General features: G+C 50.7%; 13 protein-coding genes and 1 tRNA gene. 8 read left to right on the top strand and 6 right to left on the bottom strand.

All coding sequences use genetic code 11. The annotated features are described in order from the left end of the window. Positions 1–5 precede the first annotated feature (5 nt). From gloB to H8K43_RS07115, 3 genes are all read left to right on the top strand, one after another. Positions 6–791 (top strand): hydroxyacylglutathione hydrolase, encoded by a 786-nt coding sequence (gene gloB, locus H8K43_RS07125; protein WP_186903185.1) that lies wholly within the window; start codon positions 6–8, stop codon positions 789–791. A gap of 97 nt (positions 792–888) precedes the next feature. Beyond that, entirely contained in the window at positions 889–2,067 is a 1,179-nt protein-coding gene (gene earP, locus H8K43_RS07120) for an elongation factor P maturation arginine rhamnosyltransferase EarP (protein WP_186903184.1), read from the top strand. A 120-nt stretch (positions 2,068–2,187) separates the two neighbouring features. Beyond that, the gene (locus tag H8K43_RS07115) at positions 2,188–2,763 is read left to right on the top strand and encodes an elongation factor P (protein WP_186903183.1); all 576 of its coding nucleotides are present in this window, start codon (positions 2,188–2,190) and stop codon (positions 2,761–2,763) included. 277 nt (positions 2,764–3,040) lie between these two features. On the opposite strand, the gene H8K43_RS07110 is transcribed toward H8K43_RS07115, so the two are convergent. The 4 genes from H8K43_RS07110 to H8K43_RS07095 form a co-directional block, all read right to left on the bottom strand. Further along, a complete protein-coding gene (locus H8K43_RS07110) occupies positions 3,041–3,769 on the bottom strand; it encodes a MetQ/NlpA family ABC transporter substrate-binding protein (RefSeq protein WP_408058499.1) in 729 nt (242 codons plus the stop codon). 103 nt (positions 3,770–3,872) lie between these two features. Further along, on the bottom strand, positions 3,873–4,532 hold the full coding sequence (locus tag H8K43_RS07105; protein WP_186903181.1) for a methionine ABC transporter permease: 660 nt from the start codon (positions 4,530–4,532) through the stop codon (positions 3,873–3,875). Positions 4,533–4,534: 2 nt separating this feature from the next. Beyond that, positions 4,535–5,575, bottom strand: coding sequence for a methionine ABC transporter ATP-binding protein (locus H8K43_RS07100; RefSeq protein ID WP_186903180.1), 1,041 nt, complete (start codon positions 5,573–5,575; stop codon positions 4,535–4,537). Positions 5,576–5,760: 185 nt separating this feature from the next. Next, on the bottom strand, positions 5,761–7,329 hold the full coding sequence (locus H8K43_RS07095; protein WP_186903179.1) for a thioredoxin family protein: 1,569 nt from the start codon (positions 7,327–7,329) through the stop codon (positions 5,761–5,763). A gap of 263 nt (positions 7,330–7,592) precedes the next feature. Between H8K43_RS07095 and H8K43_RS07090 the strand changes: the two genes are divergently transcribed. After that, positions 7,593–8,627, top strand: coding sequence for a sulfate ABC transporter substrate-binding protein (locus H8K43_RS07090; protein WP_186903178.1), 1,035 nt, complete (start codon positions 7,593–7,595; stop codon positions 8,625–8,627). Between the two features lie 9 nt (positions 8,628–8,636). Here the strand turns inward: H8K43_RS07090 and H8K43_RS07085 are convergent, their stop codons facing one another. After that, entirely contained in the window at positions 8,637–9,176 is a 540-nt protein-coding gene (locus H8K43_RS07085; RefSeq protein WP_186903177.1) for a cysteine hydrolase family protein, read from the bottom strand. A 383-nt stretch (positions 9,177–9,559) separates the two neighbouring features. On the opposite strand from H8K43_RS07085, the gene H8K43_RS07080 reads away from it, so the two are divergent. Together H8K43_RS07080 and H8K43_RS07075 are read left to right on the top strand one after the other, a co-directional pair. Further along, entirely contained in the window at positions 9,560–10,831 is a 1,272-nt protein-coding gene (locus H8K43_RS07080; protein ID WP_230403736.1) for a GGDEF domain-containing protein, read from the top strand. Between the two features lie 232 nt (positions 10,832–11,063). Then, on the top strand, positions 11,064–13,487 hold the full coding sequence (locus tag H8K43_RS07075) for an alpha/beta hydrolase family protein (RefSeq protein WP_186903175.1): 2,424 nt from the start codon (positions 11,064–11,066) through the stop codon (positions 13,485–13,487). Positions 13,488–13,633: 146 nt separating this feature from the next. On the opposite strand, the gene uvrB is transcribed toward H8K43_RS07075, so the two are convergent. Next, a complete protein-coding gene (gene uvrB / locus H8K43_RS07070; RefSeq protein WP_186903174.1) occupies positions 13,634–15,739 on the bottom strand; it encodes an excinuclease ABC subunit UvrB in 2,106 nt (701 codons plus the stop codon). Positions 15,740–15,997: 258 nt separating this feature from the next. Between uvrB and H8K43_RS07065 the strand changes: the two genes are divergently transcribed. After that, positions 15,998–17,212, top strand: coding sequence for an amino acid aminotransferase (locus H8K43_RS07065; protein ID WP_186903173.1), 1,215 nt, complete (start codon positions 15,998–16,000; stop codon positions 17,210–17,212). A 56-nt stretch (positions 17,213–17,268) separates the two neighbouring features. Next, positions 17,269–17,344: transfer RNA gene (locus H8K43_RS07060), tRNA-Asn, on the top strand. Positions 17,345–17,392: the final 48 nt, after the last annotated feature.

The following is a 17,392-nucleotide window of genomic DNA, read 5'->3' as shown; positions in this document are numbered from 1 at the left end:
CGTTTATGAAGAATTCCCTGAGTATATTGACTGTCCCCGCGTTTGACGACAATTATCTGTGGATCATTCACGATGGCGTTTCAGCCGTCGCAGTCGACCCGGGCGATGCAAATGCTATCCTACATGCTCTGGAAGCACATCAACTGAGGCTGACTGCGATTTTACTGACTCATCATCATGCCGATCATACCGGCGGCGTCGACGCACTGCTCGCACATCAGCGCGTTCCGGTCTACGGCCCAGCACGTGATGGCATACGGCAGGTTGACCATGCGCTGCATGGTGGCGATGTAGTGCGCTTAGACGCGCCGCAATGGCAATTGCAAGTCATCGATGTGCCAGGACATACCGCTGGTCACATCGCCTACTATGCCGAGGCACAGCACTGGCTGTTCAGTGGCGACACCTTGTTTGCGGGTGGCTGCGGTCGCCTGTTTGAAGGAACGGCGGCACAAATGCTGGCTTCACTGGAACTTTTAGCAAGCTTACCGGATCATACCGAGGTCTACTGCGCACACGAATACACCTTATCCAATTTGCGCTTTGCCTTGGCGGCAGAACCGGACAACGCTGCACTGCAAGACCGCATGAAATCAGATACTGAAAAGCGAACACTAGGCCAGCCAACGGTTCCGAGCCAAATTGGGCTGGAGAAGCGCACCAATCCTTTCTTACGTAGTCGCGAACCTGCCGTGATTGCGACTTTGATTGCGACTGGCAGAATGGAGAACCGTGATGATCCGGTAGCCAGTTTTGCCGCGTTACGCAACTGGAAAAATCATTTTGCCTGAAAATGAAGCAGGTGAACCAATTCTGATTTTCAGATCGGGGCACATGCCAGCTCATCACCTCTGATGTTCCACTAATTACAGCTAATAAACACCACGTATGCATCAAACAAATCCTCCTGCCACGCGCCTGAGCATCTTTTGCAAAGTCGTCGATAACTACGGCGACATCGGTATTTGCTGGCGCCTCGCGCGCCAGCTCGCACACGAACATATGCTGCAAGTTGAATTATGGGTCGATGATCTGTCCAGCTTCCGCCGCATTTGCCCTGAAGTGGATATGCATGCCGCGCACCAGACGGTACAAGGCATACAGATACAACACTGGCAAAACCAGGATGGACAATTTTCCACTGAACAGATCGCCGACATCGTAATTGAATTCTTTGCCTGTGATATCCCGCCAGGCTATATACAGGCGATGGCACAGTGTGAGCCGCGTCCGGTATGGCTGAATCTGGAAGGCCTGACAGCAGAAGAATGGGTGGAAGGCTGCCACACCCTGCCCTCGCCCCATCCCTCGCTGCCGATTACCAAGCACTTCTTTTTCCCTGGCTTTACCATCAAAACCGGCGGCCTGCTATGCGAGGCTGAGATCGCGCCTCAGCGCAGCCACTTCCAGTCCGATACGGCGTACAGCGCTGCCTTCCTGCGCGAACTGGGCCTGACGCCAGAAGAAATCGCTGCGCAGAAAATTTCCCTGTTCTGCTATCCGCATGCGCCGGTAGCGGCCTTACTGGAAGTCTGGCAACAGCAGGAACAAGCGATCACGCTGCTGGTTCCGGAAGGCGTGGCACACACTGAGATCAGTGCTTTTCTGGGGCAGCCTGCGCGGGCCGGAGCATATCTGAGCCGGGGAGCATTGACGGTAAGGGTCTTACCCTTCATTCCCCAGCCTGACTATGACCGTCTGTTATGGGCTTGCGATATCAATTTTGTTCGTGGTGAGGATTCCTTCGTGCGCGCGCAATGGGCTTGCCGGCCGTTTATCTGGCATATCTATCCGCAGGACGAGAATCTGCATCACAAAAAGCTGCGCGCCTTCCTGAATGCCCATCAGCCCAGCCTGCCAGCCGCTCAGCAGCTCACGCTAGCCTGGAATGGCGTCACGCAGGGCGCTATTAACTGGGCTCAATTATGGCGTGAATTCAGCGCCAGCAAGGCAGATATCAGCAAGCTTTCGCAGCACTGGCAAAGGAAAATGGCTGAAATTGGTGATCTGGCGACGAATTTACTGCAATTTGCACATGCACAAGCGCAAGACAGAAGGCAAAAATGAGGTAAAATGTGCGGTTAAATTTTCAGGTATCACCAAATTGAATCAAACGTGGGCTTGCCGGGCTTCAACCTGTAGGCAACTGATGATTTTTACGCAACCTACTTTTTACGTATATTCGCTATGAAATTTGCAAAAGAAATTCGCGTTGGCAACATTATTATGGTTGATGGCAAGCCGATGATCGTATTGCGTTCCGACGTGAACGGTTCCAGCCGCACAGGTTTCACTTACAAGTGGAAAATGAAAAACCTGTTGACTAACAGCCCACAGGAAAACGTTTTCCGCGGCGACGACAAGTTTGACGTTGTTGTTCTGGACAAAAAACCAGTGACTTACTCTTACTTCGCTGACCCACTGTTCGTATTCATGGATGAAGAATACAACCAGTACGAAATCGAAGCAGAAAACCTGGGTGAAGCAGTTAACTACCTGAAAGACGGTATGGAATGCGAAGCGGTTTTCTACGACGGCAAAGCAATCTCTGTTGAATTGCCAACGACTATCGTACGTCAGGTGATCTACTCTGAACCAGCGGTGAAGGGCAACACTTCCGGTAACGTTCTGAAAGAAGCAAAAATCGAAAACGCGATCGAAGCTTACGCTTTCACTATCCAGGTTCCTCTGTTCGTGAGCCAGGACGACATGATCGAAATCGATACACGTACTAATGAATACAAAAAAACAGTACGCAACTAATCTTGCGAGCTGCGCTGATTTCAGCGGATTTGTATCTGAAGTATCTGAAGTATCTGAAGTATCTTAAGCACCTGAAAGCGCTGCCCTTACCGGCAGCGTTTTTTATTGCGATTTCAAGTCTGCGAAAGTCACACAGAGCAGATCAAAACAAAAAACGCAGCACACCGATAGGCATGCTGCGTTTTTTTATAAAACTTCAATCTGCTACGCTGAATAGTACAAAGCTACATGCACTTCAGCTTAGCTTAGTTTAGTTTAGTTTAACTGAACTGAATAATCAGAATGCAGGAACAACTGCACCCTTGTATTTCTCTTCAATGAACTTCTTCACTTCCGGTGAATTCAATGCAGCGATCAGCTTTTTAAATGCCGGGCTGTTTTTATTGTCTTCACGTGCCACCAGCAAGTTTGCATACGGTGAATTCGCATCTTCGATGAACAGGGAATCTTTAACAGGATTGAGTTTCGCTTCGATCGCATAATTCGTGTTGATCAGCGCCAGATCAACCTGATTCAGTACGCGTGGCAAAGTTGCTGCTTCCAATTCCTTGAATTTCAGATTCTTAGGATTGTCGATGATGTCTTTCTTAGTTGCCGAAATATTGCTTGGATCTTTCAGCTTCAACAGACCTTGTTTTGCCAGCAGCAGCAAAGCACGGCCAGAGTTAGAAGGATCATTAGGGATCGCTACCGTCGCACCGGCTGGGATATCCGCAACTTTTTTGTACTTGCTGGAGTAAGCCGCAAACGGTTCTACGTGTACCTTGGCAACCGGTACTTCGATATCGTTTTTATGGCTCTTTTTGAACTCATTCAGATAAGGCTGATGCAGGAAAAAATTGCCATCCAAATGCTTTTCATTGACTTGCACCGCAGGCTGCACGTAATCGGTGAACACTTTGATTTTCAGATCCACGCCTTCTTTGGCCAGCTGTGGCTTAATGAATTCGAGAATCTCTGCATGCGGTACCGGTGTCGCAGCAATGCTCAGGGTATCTGCCGCCATGGCAGAACCTGCGAACAACACGGCATAAGCGCTGGCAACGGCAACGCGACGTAATTGATGGGAAATACGTGAAATCATAAATACTCCAATAAGTTAAACAACATTAATGACGTGTAAAGCGCAATACCAGCTTGTCTCCTGCCCATTGCAACACCTGAACCAGCAAAATCAGTATCAGTACGGTGACGACCATCACATCCGTCTGAAACCGTTGATATCCGTAGCGCAGCGCCAGATCACCGAGGCCGCCGCCACCAATCACACCCGACATCGCGGCATACGACACCAGCGCAATGGTAGTGACAGTACCGGCTGCAATCAGACCCGGCAAAGCTTCCGGCAATAAGGCATGCCAGATAATTTGCCAGTTGCGCGCACCCATAGCCTGACAGGCTTCGATAATGCCGCGATCCACTTCGCGCAATACGTTCTCGACCAGACGCGCGAAAAACGGTGTGGTACCGATCACCAGCGGCGGGATGGTGCCCGCTACGCCCAATGAAGTCCCGACCAGCAGCAAGGTGAAAGGAATCAGCACGATCAGCAAAATGATGAAAGGCACAGAGCGCAGGATATTCACCACTATCGACAACAAGGCATACACACCGCGCTGTTCCAGCAATTGATTTTTACCCGTCACGAATAACAGGATTCCAAGCGGTAAACCGAGCAAGACCGTGAAGAACAGCGAGAAGCCGGTCATGGTCAGTGTATCCAGCGTAGCCTGGGCGATATCAGCCCAATCAATATTTGAAAAATCCATATTTACTCTCCTTCCGCCAGTGTCTGGCCAGAAGGCAGCACATCCACCGTGACATCCATTTCACGTAATAATTGCAGCACTTTCGTGCTCTCAGCCGCACTCGCATTAAGCGCGACGATCAGTTGTCCATACGGGGTCTGCTTCACGCGCGAGATCGTACCTTGCAAAATCGTGATTTCGGCCTGCGTCTGGGCCGCGATACGGCTCAGTATCGGCTCATGCGCGGCATTACCGACATAGGTCAGACGTAACAGCTGACTACCGGTCGCGGTATTCCATTGCGGCAGCTGATCAAGATCGAAAGCCTGATGCTCTGCGACCAGTTTTTGCGTCACGCTGTGTTTGGGATGCAGGAAAACATCGGCCACTGCGCCCTGCTCAACGATCTCGCCGCCCTCGATGACAGCGACCTGATCGCAGATAGAGCGTATCACTTGCATTTCGTGGGTAATCAGGACGATGGTCAGGCCCAGCTTTTGATTGATATCGGACAGTAAGCGCAGTATCGATTGCGTGGTTTCCGGATCGAGTGCTGAGGTTGCTTCATCACATAGCAGCAAGTGCGGATAATTGGCCAAGGCGCGCGCTATGCCGACACGCTGCTTCTGCCCGCCTGACAACTGCGATGGGTATTTGTGTCCATGCTCTTGCAAGCCAACCAGCTCCAGCAATTCATTCACGCGTTCACGGCGTTGCTGCGCGTTGGTATTGCCACTCAGGGTCAGTGGAAAGGCGATATTTTCAGCGATGGTTTTTGCATTCAGCAAATTAAAGTGCTGAAACACCATGCCTACCCGTTGCCGTAATTTGAGCAACTGTGCCTGGTCGTAGCGGGTGATATCCTCGCCTTCAAACAGGATCTGACCGGCACTCGGACGTTCGAGTAAATTCAGGGTACGCAGCAGTGTGCTTTTACCCGCACCGGAGCGACCAATAATGCCAAAAATACTGGCTTGTTCTATCGTCAGGCTGACATTGCGCAGAGCCTGCACGGCCTGACCTTTAACGATGTAGTTTTTTTCTAACTGAGAAATCTGTATCACACTTACTGCCCATCTTGCTTTCGAACTGGTATTTTACTGGGCTCTCAACATCACTACTAATCATATAAATTCACTTGCTTATATTCAATAAAATATAAAGGAATTCTAAGGTCTATATTGAATCTGCGTACCGATATAAAAAAAGCGACTCGCAGAGTCGCTTTTTTTGGGTGGTCAAAATTGGATCAGGATTTATTCAACAAATTCTGGCAAGTGGCTTTCTGAGGGTCATTGGCTGGCAACTTAGCACAGATGCCACCGAGCTGAGCCTGCACTTTTTGAAAGGTTTGCTGATGCTTACCATCTTTATTCCAGTCCTGCAGTTTCTTACCCAGTTTTTCCAGATAGGCGCGATTACGTTCGTAAAACGCATTTTCCGTTTTCGCGACTTCATCAAACACACCACTCACTGCTTTTTGTATTCTCGCTTCATCACCTGGCGCCAGGTCGACCAGACTCGCCACATAATTGGAACCCCATTGTAAACGGGTAGCCGGTCCTTTCGAGGCATTGTAGGCTTGCTCATACCAATTAATGGCAGCGGCATTATCGCCGCGTTTCTTCGCGTTAGAACCCAGCGTCGACATGAAGTAATACGGTGAATGCGAGCGTTTGAGTTCCGCTTTCAGCAAAGTATCCGAATCATCCAGCAGACCGGCATTCCCCAAGGCATAGGCGGCAGAGCTGACTACCGACTGACGCTCATAAGAGTCTGTGGTGGCCTGCTCTATCTGCGCCACGCGTTTTTGCACTTCTTTTTGGAATGAAGCCGATGGTTTGCCGCCATCCAGCTTCGCCAGATCGACCTGCGCAATCACCGCACCCAAACGGTCAGTTTTGGAAATACTTGCATCATCGGCCAGTTTGACCAGCGCGCCATTCCAGGCCTGCACCAAGGTCGTACGCTGCGTCGACTTCGCTGCCGTCAGATACTCGGTCAGTGCAGCCGCAGAGCCTGCAACCAGATCGAGGTTATCGCGCGCCACCTTGCTGTCACTAAGCGCCTTAATCAAACGCTCGGCCGCCTGCGCCTTATCCAGAGCCGGCACGCTGCTGCCAGGCTTGCTATTGGCGATAACAAACAGAGACTTCAGATAGATCCGGGTTGCCGCCAATCCGGCAGGGGCAACTTCTGCGAGTTTGACCAAAGTCGTCGCCAGCTCTTTAGGTGCCACCAGTTTTTGTTCCGGATCATCCCAGGAATAATCCGCCAGCAGGCTCCAGTCATCTTCTTTCAAACCCTTACCACCAGCCAGCGCCAGCTTGAGCGTATCAGCCACCGATGCTGAGGTATTCAGCGCCAGCGTCAGCACTTGCAAATAGCGTTCAGAATCAACCTCGCCCGGCAGACGGGTGATTTCCGTGCCATCCGGTTTAAATAAAATCATGGTTGGATAACCGCGCACTTTGAACTGGGCGGCGAATTTTTGTGCACCAGGGCTATCACCATCCAGATACACAGGGATGAAGTGACGTGACTTATCGATGAATTCCTGACGATTAAAAATCGTTGCCTTGACCTGATTGCAAGGCGGGCACCAGACTGCACCCCAGTACAGGAATAAGGGCTTTTTGCTGGCCTTGGCCTGCGCAAAAGCGGCTTCCACATTATTGTCTTTGCGCCAGTCTATACCACCAGCTGCCGCATGGGCAGAGGCACTCGCACCAGGGTTGGCCGCATGCGCAAGCGGTACCGCAGCCGCAACCATCAGGCCCAGCAGGCATTTCAGGGAAAAAGCAGAGAGTGTTTTCATACCAGCCATATCTGAAATGAACGACCGCAAACAAAACCATGTGCAACTGGCCGGGCAGCCCGCCACTGCGCTGTTGCTTGCGTCATTCGGATGAAAGAAAAACTGCAGTTTAACAAACATTGCGGGCAGACGATGCAGACTTTTTTCGCATGTGTTTATGCGCAATCCGCGCTTCATAGCCAAATCATCTATGCATAGAAAAAGTCTGTATTTCCTTTGCACTCGGAAACTGTGCAAGATGGTGGCTTCAATCAGGAGATTCCATGAAGACATCTGTTTCCACCGCATCCGCAGCACGCCGACGCACGCTGGCGCTATTAACTTTACTTGGTTTGCAAGCCGTGAGTGGCCTGCCATCTGCCTACGCCAACAGCAGCATATTGAACGCGTCTTACGACGTAACGCGTGAATTGTTCAAGGACATCAATCCCGCTTTCGTGGCCGATTGGAAGAAGAAAACCGGTGAGACTGCGTCGATCAACCAATCTCATGGCGGCTCCAGTAAGCAGGCGCGCTCGGTCATCGATGGACTGGAAGCCTCAGTTGTCACCATGAATCAAGCCAATGATATTGATATCCTGGCAGAAAAAGGCCTGATCCCAGCCACCTGGTCTAAAGCTTTTCCAAACAATGCGGCACCGTTTTATTCCACTATGGTATTCCTGACCCGTAAAGGAAATCCTTTGCAGATCAAAAGCTGGGAAGACCTGGGCAAGCCGGGCGTGAAAGTAATCATTCCGAATCCTAAAACCTCAGGCAATGGCCGTTACAGCTATCTGGCGGCCTGGGGATCTGTGATTAAGGCGGGCGGCAATGAGGCGCAGGCGCGTGCCCTGGTCGATAAGATTTTCAAAAACGTACCGGTACTCGATGCGGGTGGACGCGGTGCGACCACCACCTTTACCCAGCGAGAAATCGGCGATGTGCTGGTCACGTTTGAAAATGAAGTTCAGCTCGCCAAACAGGAATTCGGTAATCAGTATGAAGTGGTTTATCCGAAAATTTCTATCCTGGCAGAATCGCCGGTAGCCGTGGTGGATAAGGTAGTCGACAAATTAGGCACCCGCAAAACCGCGACTGCATATCTGCAATACCTGTACTCTGAACCGGCGCAGGAAATCATCGCCAAGCATTTCTTCCGCCCGCGCTCTGAAGCCGCTTTTCAAAAATATGCGACCAACTTCAAGCCTGTGACCCTGTTCACCATCGACGAAGTGTTTGGTGGCTGGAAGCAAGCGCAGAAAAAGCATTTCGATGATGGCGCGGAGTTTGACAAACTGTATCAAGGCAAACGCTAAGCATCACACTCACAGTGCAAACACCACCTGGGCAGATGGCAGCGCCTGTATCGTTACGCCAAAACTGCTGATGTCCGGCAAAGTCATATTATGATGACGCCGGATTTCCGCAGCACTGGCATGGGCCTTGTCATGTGTGGTGTGTGCATCTGACACCAGCGTGACCGGGAAACCCAATGCAGCGGCGCGGCGTGTGGTGGTATCGACACAAAACTCGGATGCGTAGCCACAGATGACCAATTGCTCAACTTCCCATAAGGCCAGCAGGCTGCTGAGTTCGGTATGCAAAAATGAATCAGGCGTGGTTTTGCGCAAGACCGTATCACCATCTTCCAGCAATAAGCCCTGCTCCAGTTGCCAGCCATCGCTGCCAAAACGCAAATTACCTGCTTTGGTTTCGTGCTGTACAAACACCACCGGGATGCCGGCATGACGGGCTCTGGTTGCCAGCGCATTAATACGCTGCACCACCAGATCGGCCTCAAAAGGGCGCGGCGCCTCATCGAACAAAGCACGTTGTACATCAATGATCAGCAAAGCAGCACGCATAGAGCACCTGTTCAGACCAGAATTGGAGTGAGAAAATTAGCATAGAAACCCGTCACTCGCCGCGCTTCTGGCCGGAATACAGTCATTCTGCAGTCAACATGTTGTATCAAAACCAATTCTAGCGTATTGCGTAGACAGGGCGTAACCAGAAAATTTCCCTGTCTCAAGGGTTTTCCTAAGCAATATGCAAACAAATACACAACATTCAACATAAACTGACGGCTTTTCTATTCCCAGCAAGTAAGATTAAACATTAGAATCGCATTTACCTTCAGCAACATTCAATTTCTTCTATGAAGAAGAAAGCGCAGCTTAGCAGCCGCATCAGCAGATAAAACGGAGTTGTAATGGCAGAAGCAGGATTGTTATATAAAAACAGAGTGATGCTTTTGACGCAAACATTCTTCATCAAAGACAATAAAGATGAATTACTGCTCAGCGCTCACAAGTATGACTTCGACATACTGTTTTTCGACCAGATGCGGGAATTTGTCAGTGCGGTCGAAAATGCAGAGGGTCACACGCTGTTTGTGATTGATCTTGACGTGCTGTACAACATGCAGGACGACATGCAGCAGCAGCGTCGCCAGACCATGTTCCTGAGCGATCTGCTGCAAAGGCTGCCCGCGCATCAGCAATACATTTATCTGCAAACCGTGCGTCAGGGTGAGCGTTTCCTGCTGCAGCAAAAGCTGGTCGACAGCAATTGCCTTGCCTACGCTGAAAAACCGATCAGCAATGAAGTGCTGGTCGATAAACTATTCAATATTTTTGCGCGTCAGCAGCGCGGTGAATCCAATACCATCGTCTATCTGGGTGACGACGCGCAGTTCGATACCCAGATGCTGAGTCAGCATGACATCGAGCTCCTTCATTATCAGGATGCACGCTCTTTACATACCAAGGTCAAAGAAGCGCAGCCAGATATCGTGCTGATCGATGAAAAATACTATTTGCAAACTGAAGCTCTGGTGCGCGTACTTAAGAAAAACATAGAGTTCGATATTGGTCGCGAAATTGTGATGCTGCAGCACCAGAATACATCCGCGTTATCGCGTCAGGCGCTGGACAGCGGCTTTGACGAAATTCTGAAGAGTAGTGACGCCGATGTACTGACCCGCTTACTGATCAACCGTATTAATAAAATCCGCGCCAGCAAAGATTTAATCAGTCGTGACCGTGCTACAGGCTTACTCAATAAGATTGGTCTGCAAAAGAAAGCACAGGAATGGATACGACGTGCCGGACGCGAAGATAAATCGCTGGCTTACGGCATTATCGACATCGACAAATTCAAGACCATCAATGACACCTGGGGTCACTACTTCGGCGATATCGTGATCAAACGCCTGTCTCTGGTCCTGTCCGCTCAGCTCGGTGAACGTGATCTGCTGAGCCGTTTCGGCGGTGAAGAATTTGTAATGGTGTTCTGGGATTGCTCACGCGAAGAAGGCAAACGCAAGCTCGATGCCATGCGTGAGAGCTTTGGTAAAGTGGTATTTGAAGTCACGCCCGGCGAATTCCGCCAATTCAGCTTCAGCGGCGGCATCGCCGACTACCCCGAGTGCAAAACAGAAAATGAACTGTTCCTGAAGGCGGATGCGATGCTGTATCAGGCTAAGCAAGGCGGCCGCAATCAGGTATGTGCCACCTGAGCATGCGCCCAGGCTGAGCACGAACCGCCACACATTTCCCGTAAGAAATTTCCTCAGCCGGCCGTGCCGCCGGCAAGCTGAATCATTCCAGTTTGAACTCATTCAGGTTGAACTAATTCCGCTGACCTCATTCTAATTCTGCGCCTTACAAGCTCATTCCTTGCGGCATAAGGACTGGTTGCTCGCAACCGCTATGCTAAGCAAGCACTATTTTAAAATAACAGGGACTGCCATGAAACGTTCGTTAAGCCTGATTTTACTGGCCGGCCTGTGCGCCAACTCCAGCGCACAGGAAAATCTGAGTTATCAGTTACCGCCCAAACCCATCCTCGATCTGGCCGACTTCCAGCGCCCGCCAACCGTCAGCATGGATCATCACAATCAGAATCTGTTGCTGAGTTTTCGCAATACCTATAAAACGCTGAGCGATCTGAGTCAGACAGAAATGCGACTGGCCGGTTTGCGCATCAACCCGGTCACCAATATCAGCAGCACCCTGACCTATGTGAATAACCTGAAATTACGCAAAGTCGCAGGTGGTGAAGAAGTTCAGGTCAAGGGCTTGCCTGCCAATCCACTGATCGCGAATGTCAGCTGGTCGCCCAATGAAAAGAAAATTGCCTTCACCCATACCGCCGCTAATGGCGTAGAACTGTGGATGATCGACGTAGAAAGCGCGACTGCAAAAAAAATCAGCGAAGCCAAGCTGAACGCCAATCTGGGTGCGCCTTACAGCTGGTTTAAAGACAGCGACAATTTGCTGGTCAAGGTATTGCCGAAAAACCGTACGGCTTTGCTCGATAACAGCAAAGACTTGCCAACTGGCGCCATCATTTCGAATGCGACCGGCAGCGTTTCGCAAAACCGCACCTATGCAGATTTGCTGAAGAATAAAAATGATGAAGCCAATTTTGAAAATCTGGTCACCTCTGAGTTAGTCAAAGTCTCACTCAATGGTAAGAGCAGTTTGTTCAAAAAAGCAGATATGTATGAAGACATCAGCTTCTCGCCGGATGGTAAATTCCTGTTGCTCGATACGCTGCAAAAACCATTTTCCTACATCGTTCAACTAGACCGTTTCCCGACCCGTGCCACAGTCACCGATCTGAACGGTAAAGTGATCAAAGTCGTCAATGAAACGCCTTTGAATGAAATTATGCCTAAAGGATTTTCCGCAGTAGCCAAGGGCAAGCGCAGCATGGGCTGGCGCGGTGACAAGCCTGCCACGCTGTACTATGTGGTGGCACTGGACGGTGGAGATCCTGCCAACAAAACCGAATTCCGTGACGAGCTGTTCCAGTGGAATGCACCATTTGATCAGGAGCCAGTATCCCTACTCAAAACCCAGCAACGTTTCAGTGGTGTGGTCTGGGGAAATGATAAAGTCGCGATTGCCTACGACAACTGGTATGACACCCGCAATCTGAAAACCTATCTGTTTAATCCATCCGCACCGTCCGAAGCGCCACGCGTCATCGGCGACAGAAACATGCAGGATATTTATGCTGATCCGGGTCGCTTTGAAACTAAACGCAATGAGTTTGATCGTCGCGTTCTGGCCATAGAAGATGGAAAAGCCTATCTGATCGGTGCCGGTCACAGCAAGAAAGGTCAGTTCCCGTTTATCGATGAACTTGATCTGGCGAGCTTGAAAAAGAACCGCCTGTATCAGTCCGCCTACACTGACAAAATCGAAAATATTTTGTCGATAGAAGATCTGAAAAAAGGTAAGGTGCTGGTACAACTGCAATCGAAAACCGATTACCCTAACTTTTATTTCCGCGACCTGAAAGCAGGTGATCAGGCAGATAAACAACTGACCGCGATCACCCGCTTTGCCAATCCTTTTGTTGGCTTAAAAGATGTGAGCAAAGAAGTCATCAAATACAAGCGTAAAGATGGCGTCGAATTATCCGGCACCCTGTATCTGCCGGCTGGCTACGACAAAATCAGGAAAGAAAAACTGCCCCTGCTGATCTGGGCTTATCCGGCTGAATACAAGGATAAAAATTCTGCAGGACAAAGCACACACAATCCGAATCAGTTCACCTTCCCTAACTATGGTTCCTTTGTGTACTGGGTTGCGAAAGGATATGCGGTACTGGATGACGCTGCCTTCCCGATTATCGGCGAAGGCAAAACCGAGCCGAATGATAACTTCATTCCTCAGTTAGTCGATAACGCCGAAGCTGCGATCGATGCGGTGGATCAGTTAGGTTATATAGACCGTCAGCGTGTTGCGGTGGGTGGCCACTCCTATGGCGCCTTCATGACGGCCAATCTGCTCACGCATTCCAAGCTGTTTGCCTGCGGTATCGCACGCAGCGGTGCCTATAACCGCACCCTGACGCCATTTGGCTTCCAGACTGAGCAACGCAATTACTGGGAAACGCCAGAGGTGTACACCAAGATGTCGCCGTTCATGAATGCCGACAAAATGAAAACACCTTTGCTGCTGGTACATGGAGAAGCGGATAACAATCCAGGCACTTTCACATTGCAGACCGAGCGTTATTTCCAGGCTTTAAAAGGTCTGGGTGCACCGGCCCGCATGGTGATCCTGCCTAAGGAAAGTCATGGCTATGCCGCCCGTGAAAACATCATGCATCTGTTGTGGGAACAGGATCAGTTCCTTGATAAATGCCTGAAAAAATAAGCCTACGCTTGTTCACATGCCTGTCCTTGCGTAAGGCAGACAGGTGATGGTTTTATGAAAAAAATCCCGGGAGCTCAGCCCCGGGATTTTTCTTATCACAGCATACGAAGCGCAATCAGGCGCTTTAGTCGAAGACTGCCAGCTACCTATTTCCCGGCGATCACAGACAAGGCGTCGTGCCCGCCTGCGCCGAACAATAACTCCTTCAGATGGGCGAGCTGATCACGTACCTGGGCTGCTTTTTCAAATTCCAGATTTTTCGCATGCTCCAGCATTTGTTTTTCCAGCTTCTTGATTTCGCGGCTGATCTGCTTCTCACTCATGACTTCGTACTTGGCCTGCTCTTGCGCCACCGCCATATCTGCGCGTGCTTCCTGAGGATTATAAACACCGTCTATGATGTCTTTGATCTGCTTGCGTATGCCAGTCGGCGTAATATTATTAGCCGCGTTAAATGCCAGTTGCTTGTGCCTGCGTCGTTCGGTCTCGTCGATAGCGCGACGCATTGAGTCAGTCACACGATCAGCATACAGTATCGCTTTACCATGCAGATTACGCGCGGCGCGGCCTATGGTTTGAATCAGACTGCGCTCTGAACGCAAAAAGCCTTCTTTATCTGCATCCAGAATCGCGACCAGCGACACTTCAGGAATATCCAGCCCCTCACGCAGCAAGTTAATCCCGACCAGCACATCGAAGGTGCCGAGACGCAGATCGCGGATAATCTCTACCCGCTCGACAGTATCAATGTCACTGTGCAAATAACGCACTTTGATACCGTTTTCACCCAGAAAATCGGTCAGTTGTTCTGACATGCGCTTAGTCAGCGTGGTCACCAGCACGCGCTCATTCTTGCGGATACGCTCAGTGATTTCACCCATCAGATCATCCACCTGCGTCAGCGCCGGACGGACTTCAATCTCAGGATCAACCAGCCCGGTCGGCCGCACCACCTGCTCGACCGTCTGATCGGCATGCTCATGCTCATAATCGCCCGGTGTGGCCGATACAAACACAGTCTGGCGCATCTTGCTCTCAAATTCGGCAAACTTGAGCGGCCGGTTATCGAGCGCAGAAGGCAGTCGGAAACCATAATCGACCAGATTGGTTTTACGCGCACGGTCACCGTTATACATGCCGTTCAACTGTCCGGTCAGCACATGGGATTCATCGAGAAACATCAGCGCATCAGGTGGCAGATAATCGACCAGCGTTGGTGGCGGCTCACCGGGCTTAGCACCACTCAGATGACGGGAGTAGTTTTCTATACCTTTGGTGAAGCCGATTTCAGCCATCATTTCGAGATCGAAACGGGTACGCTGTTCGATACGCTGTTCTTCGATCAGCTTATTCTCGCGGCGGAAGAAGTCCAGCCGTTCGCGCAATTCGTCCTTAATCGACTCTATGGCGCGCAGCACGGTTTCACGCGGTGTCACGTAGTGAGAACCGGGATACACAGTAAAACGTGGTATTTTTTGCTTAACTCTGCCGGTTAAAGGATCAAATAACTGCAGATTTTCGATTTCGTCGTCGAACATTTCCACCCTGACGGCGAGTTCTGCATGTTCAGCCGGGAAGATGTCTATAGTATCGCCACGCACCCGGAAAGTACCACGGCCAAAGTCGACTTCGTTACGGCTGTACTGCATCTGGATCAGCCGGGCAATCAGGTCACGCTGACTGACCTTATCGCGCGCTCTGAGGGTCAGTATCATTTTGTGATATTCGTTGGGATTACCGATACCGTAAATCGCCGACACGGTCGCTACGATAATCACATCGCGCCGCTCCATCAGAGACTTGGTGCAGGACAGGCGCATCTGCTCGATATGCTCATTGATCGCTGAATCTTTTTCTATGAACAGATCGCGCTGAGGCACATAGGCTTCAGGTTGATAGTAATCGTAGTAAGACACGAAGTATTCCACCGCATTGCGCGGGAAAAACTCCCTGAATTCGCTGTACAACTGGGCCGCCAGGGTTTTATTAGGTGCAAAAATAATGGCAGGCCTGCCACAACGTGCAATCACATTCGCCATGGTGTAGGTTTTACCAGAGCCGGTCACACCCAGCAGCGTCTGGAAAAACAAGCCATCATGCACGCCCTCAGTTAATTGCGCGATCGCGGCGGGCTGATCACCCGCCGGCGGGAAGATCTGATACAGCTGAAATGGGGAATCCGGAAAAGAAATGAACTTCTCCTCATCGAATTCATCGGTTAAAGCAACTGAATTCACTGGTGCGACTGCCATGGTACCCATACCTTTGTTAAAATAAGCCGTTTATCAGCATTGCCAGCCACCAGGCTGACTCTGCTCTCAGAGGATTTACGCAAAACCGACACGCGCGCCCTACCCTGCGCCACCCCACGTACTACCCGTACTGTTTTTCTGTGTTTTGCTCTGCATACCTTGCCGGAATCATTGTTTGCGTAAGCCCTGGCCGTAACGCATTTTTATTTCATTCCAACCTGTTTGCCGGCAACGGCAGAAACATTTCATATTATCACGATGACTGCTCCAGCTTCTTCCGCTCTGTTTTCCGCCATAGAAATGGCACCACGCGACCCTATCCTCGGCATCACCGAGGCGTTTAATGCCGATCAGAACCCGGCCAAAGTCAATCTTGGCGTGGGTGTCTATTATGACGACAATGGCAAAGTACCTTTACTCGAATGCGTCAAAAAAGCAGAAGCCCTGCTGATAGAAAAATACGCGCCGCGTACCTACTTGCCTATCGAAGGCCTGGCTGCCTATGATCGCGCGGTGCAGGATCTGGTGTTTGGCGCCGACAGTGCGGTAGTAACTGAAAAACGTGCTATTACAGCACAAGCGATAGGCGGCACCGGCGCGCTCAAGCTGGGCGCAGATTTTCTGCAACGTTTCAGCCCGCAATCCCAGGTGTATATCAGTGATCCAAGCTGGGAAAATCATCGCGCCTTGTTTGAATCAGCCGGTTTCACCGTCAATAACTACCCTTACTACGACGCGAATACGCGCGGCGTGAACTTCGAAGCGATGCTGGCCGCGCTGAAGGATATGCCGTCAGCCTCGATCGTGTTGCTGCATGCATGCTGCCATAACCCAACCGGTGCCGACCTCAGCACTGAGCAATGGACCCAGATTATTGAAGTCATCACCAGCCGCGGCCTGATTCCTTTCCTGGATATGGCCTATCAGGGCTTTGGCGATGGTATCGAGGCAGATGGTCAGGTAGTGCGTCGTTTTGCAGCGGCTGGCGGCCCATTGTTTGTCTCCAACTCGTTCTCCAAGTCTTTCTCCCTGTACGGCGAACGGGTAGGCGCACTCAGCATCGTGGCTGCCAGTGCCGAAGAAGCAGGTCGTATCATGTCGCAACTGAAGCGCGTGATCCGCACCAATTACTCTAACCCGCCATCCCATGGTGGCCAGGTCGTGGCAACTGTGCTGTCCACACCGGAACTGCGCCAGTTATGGGAAGAAGAGCTGGCTGGCATGCGCGTTCGTATCCGTGAAATGCGGGCAGCTTTCGTCAGCAAACTCAAAGAACAGGCTCCGGCTCATCAGTTTGACTTCGTGATGCAGCAACGCGGCATGTTCTCTTATTCCGGACTGAACAAGGAGCAGGTTGGCAAGCTGCGTGAGTTACACTCGATTTACGCGGTCGATACCGGCCGTATTTGTGTCGCCGCCCTGAACAGCAAAAACATCGATAAGGTGATTACAGCGATCGCAAGCGTGCTGTAATTATTGGCGCTGCTGTTGACAAGAAAGGCTGCGAAGCATATAATTTTTGTCTCTGTTCCCTGATAGCTCAGTCGGTAGAGCGACGGACTGTTAATCCGCAGGTCCCTGGTTCGAGTCCAGGTCGGGGAGCCACAGAATTCAAAGTAGGTAGTGAACTTAAAACCAATCACTACATAAAGT

Source organism: Cognatundibacterium curvum (genome assembly GCF_014284235.1).
Lineage (GTDB): Bacteria > Pseudomonadota > Gammaproteobacteria > Burkholderiales > Burkholderiaceae_D > Undibacterium > Undibacterium curvum.
The sequence above is the reverse complement of the archived record's forward strand: the minus strand, read 5'-3'. Positions and strand labels throughout refer to the sequence as shown.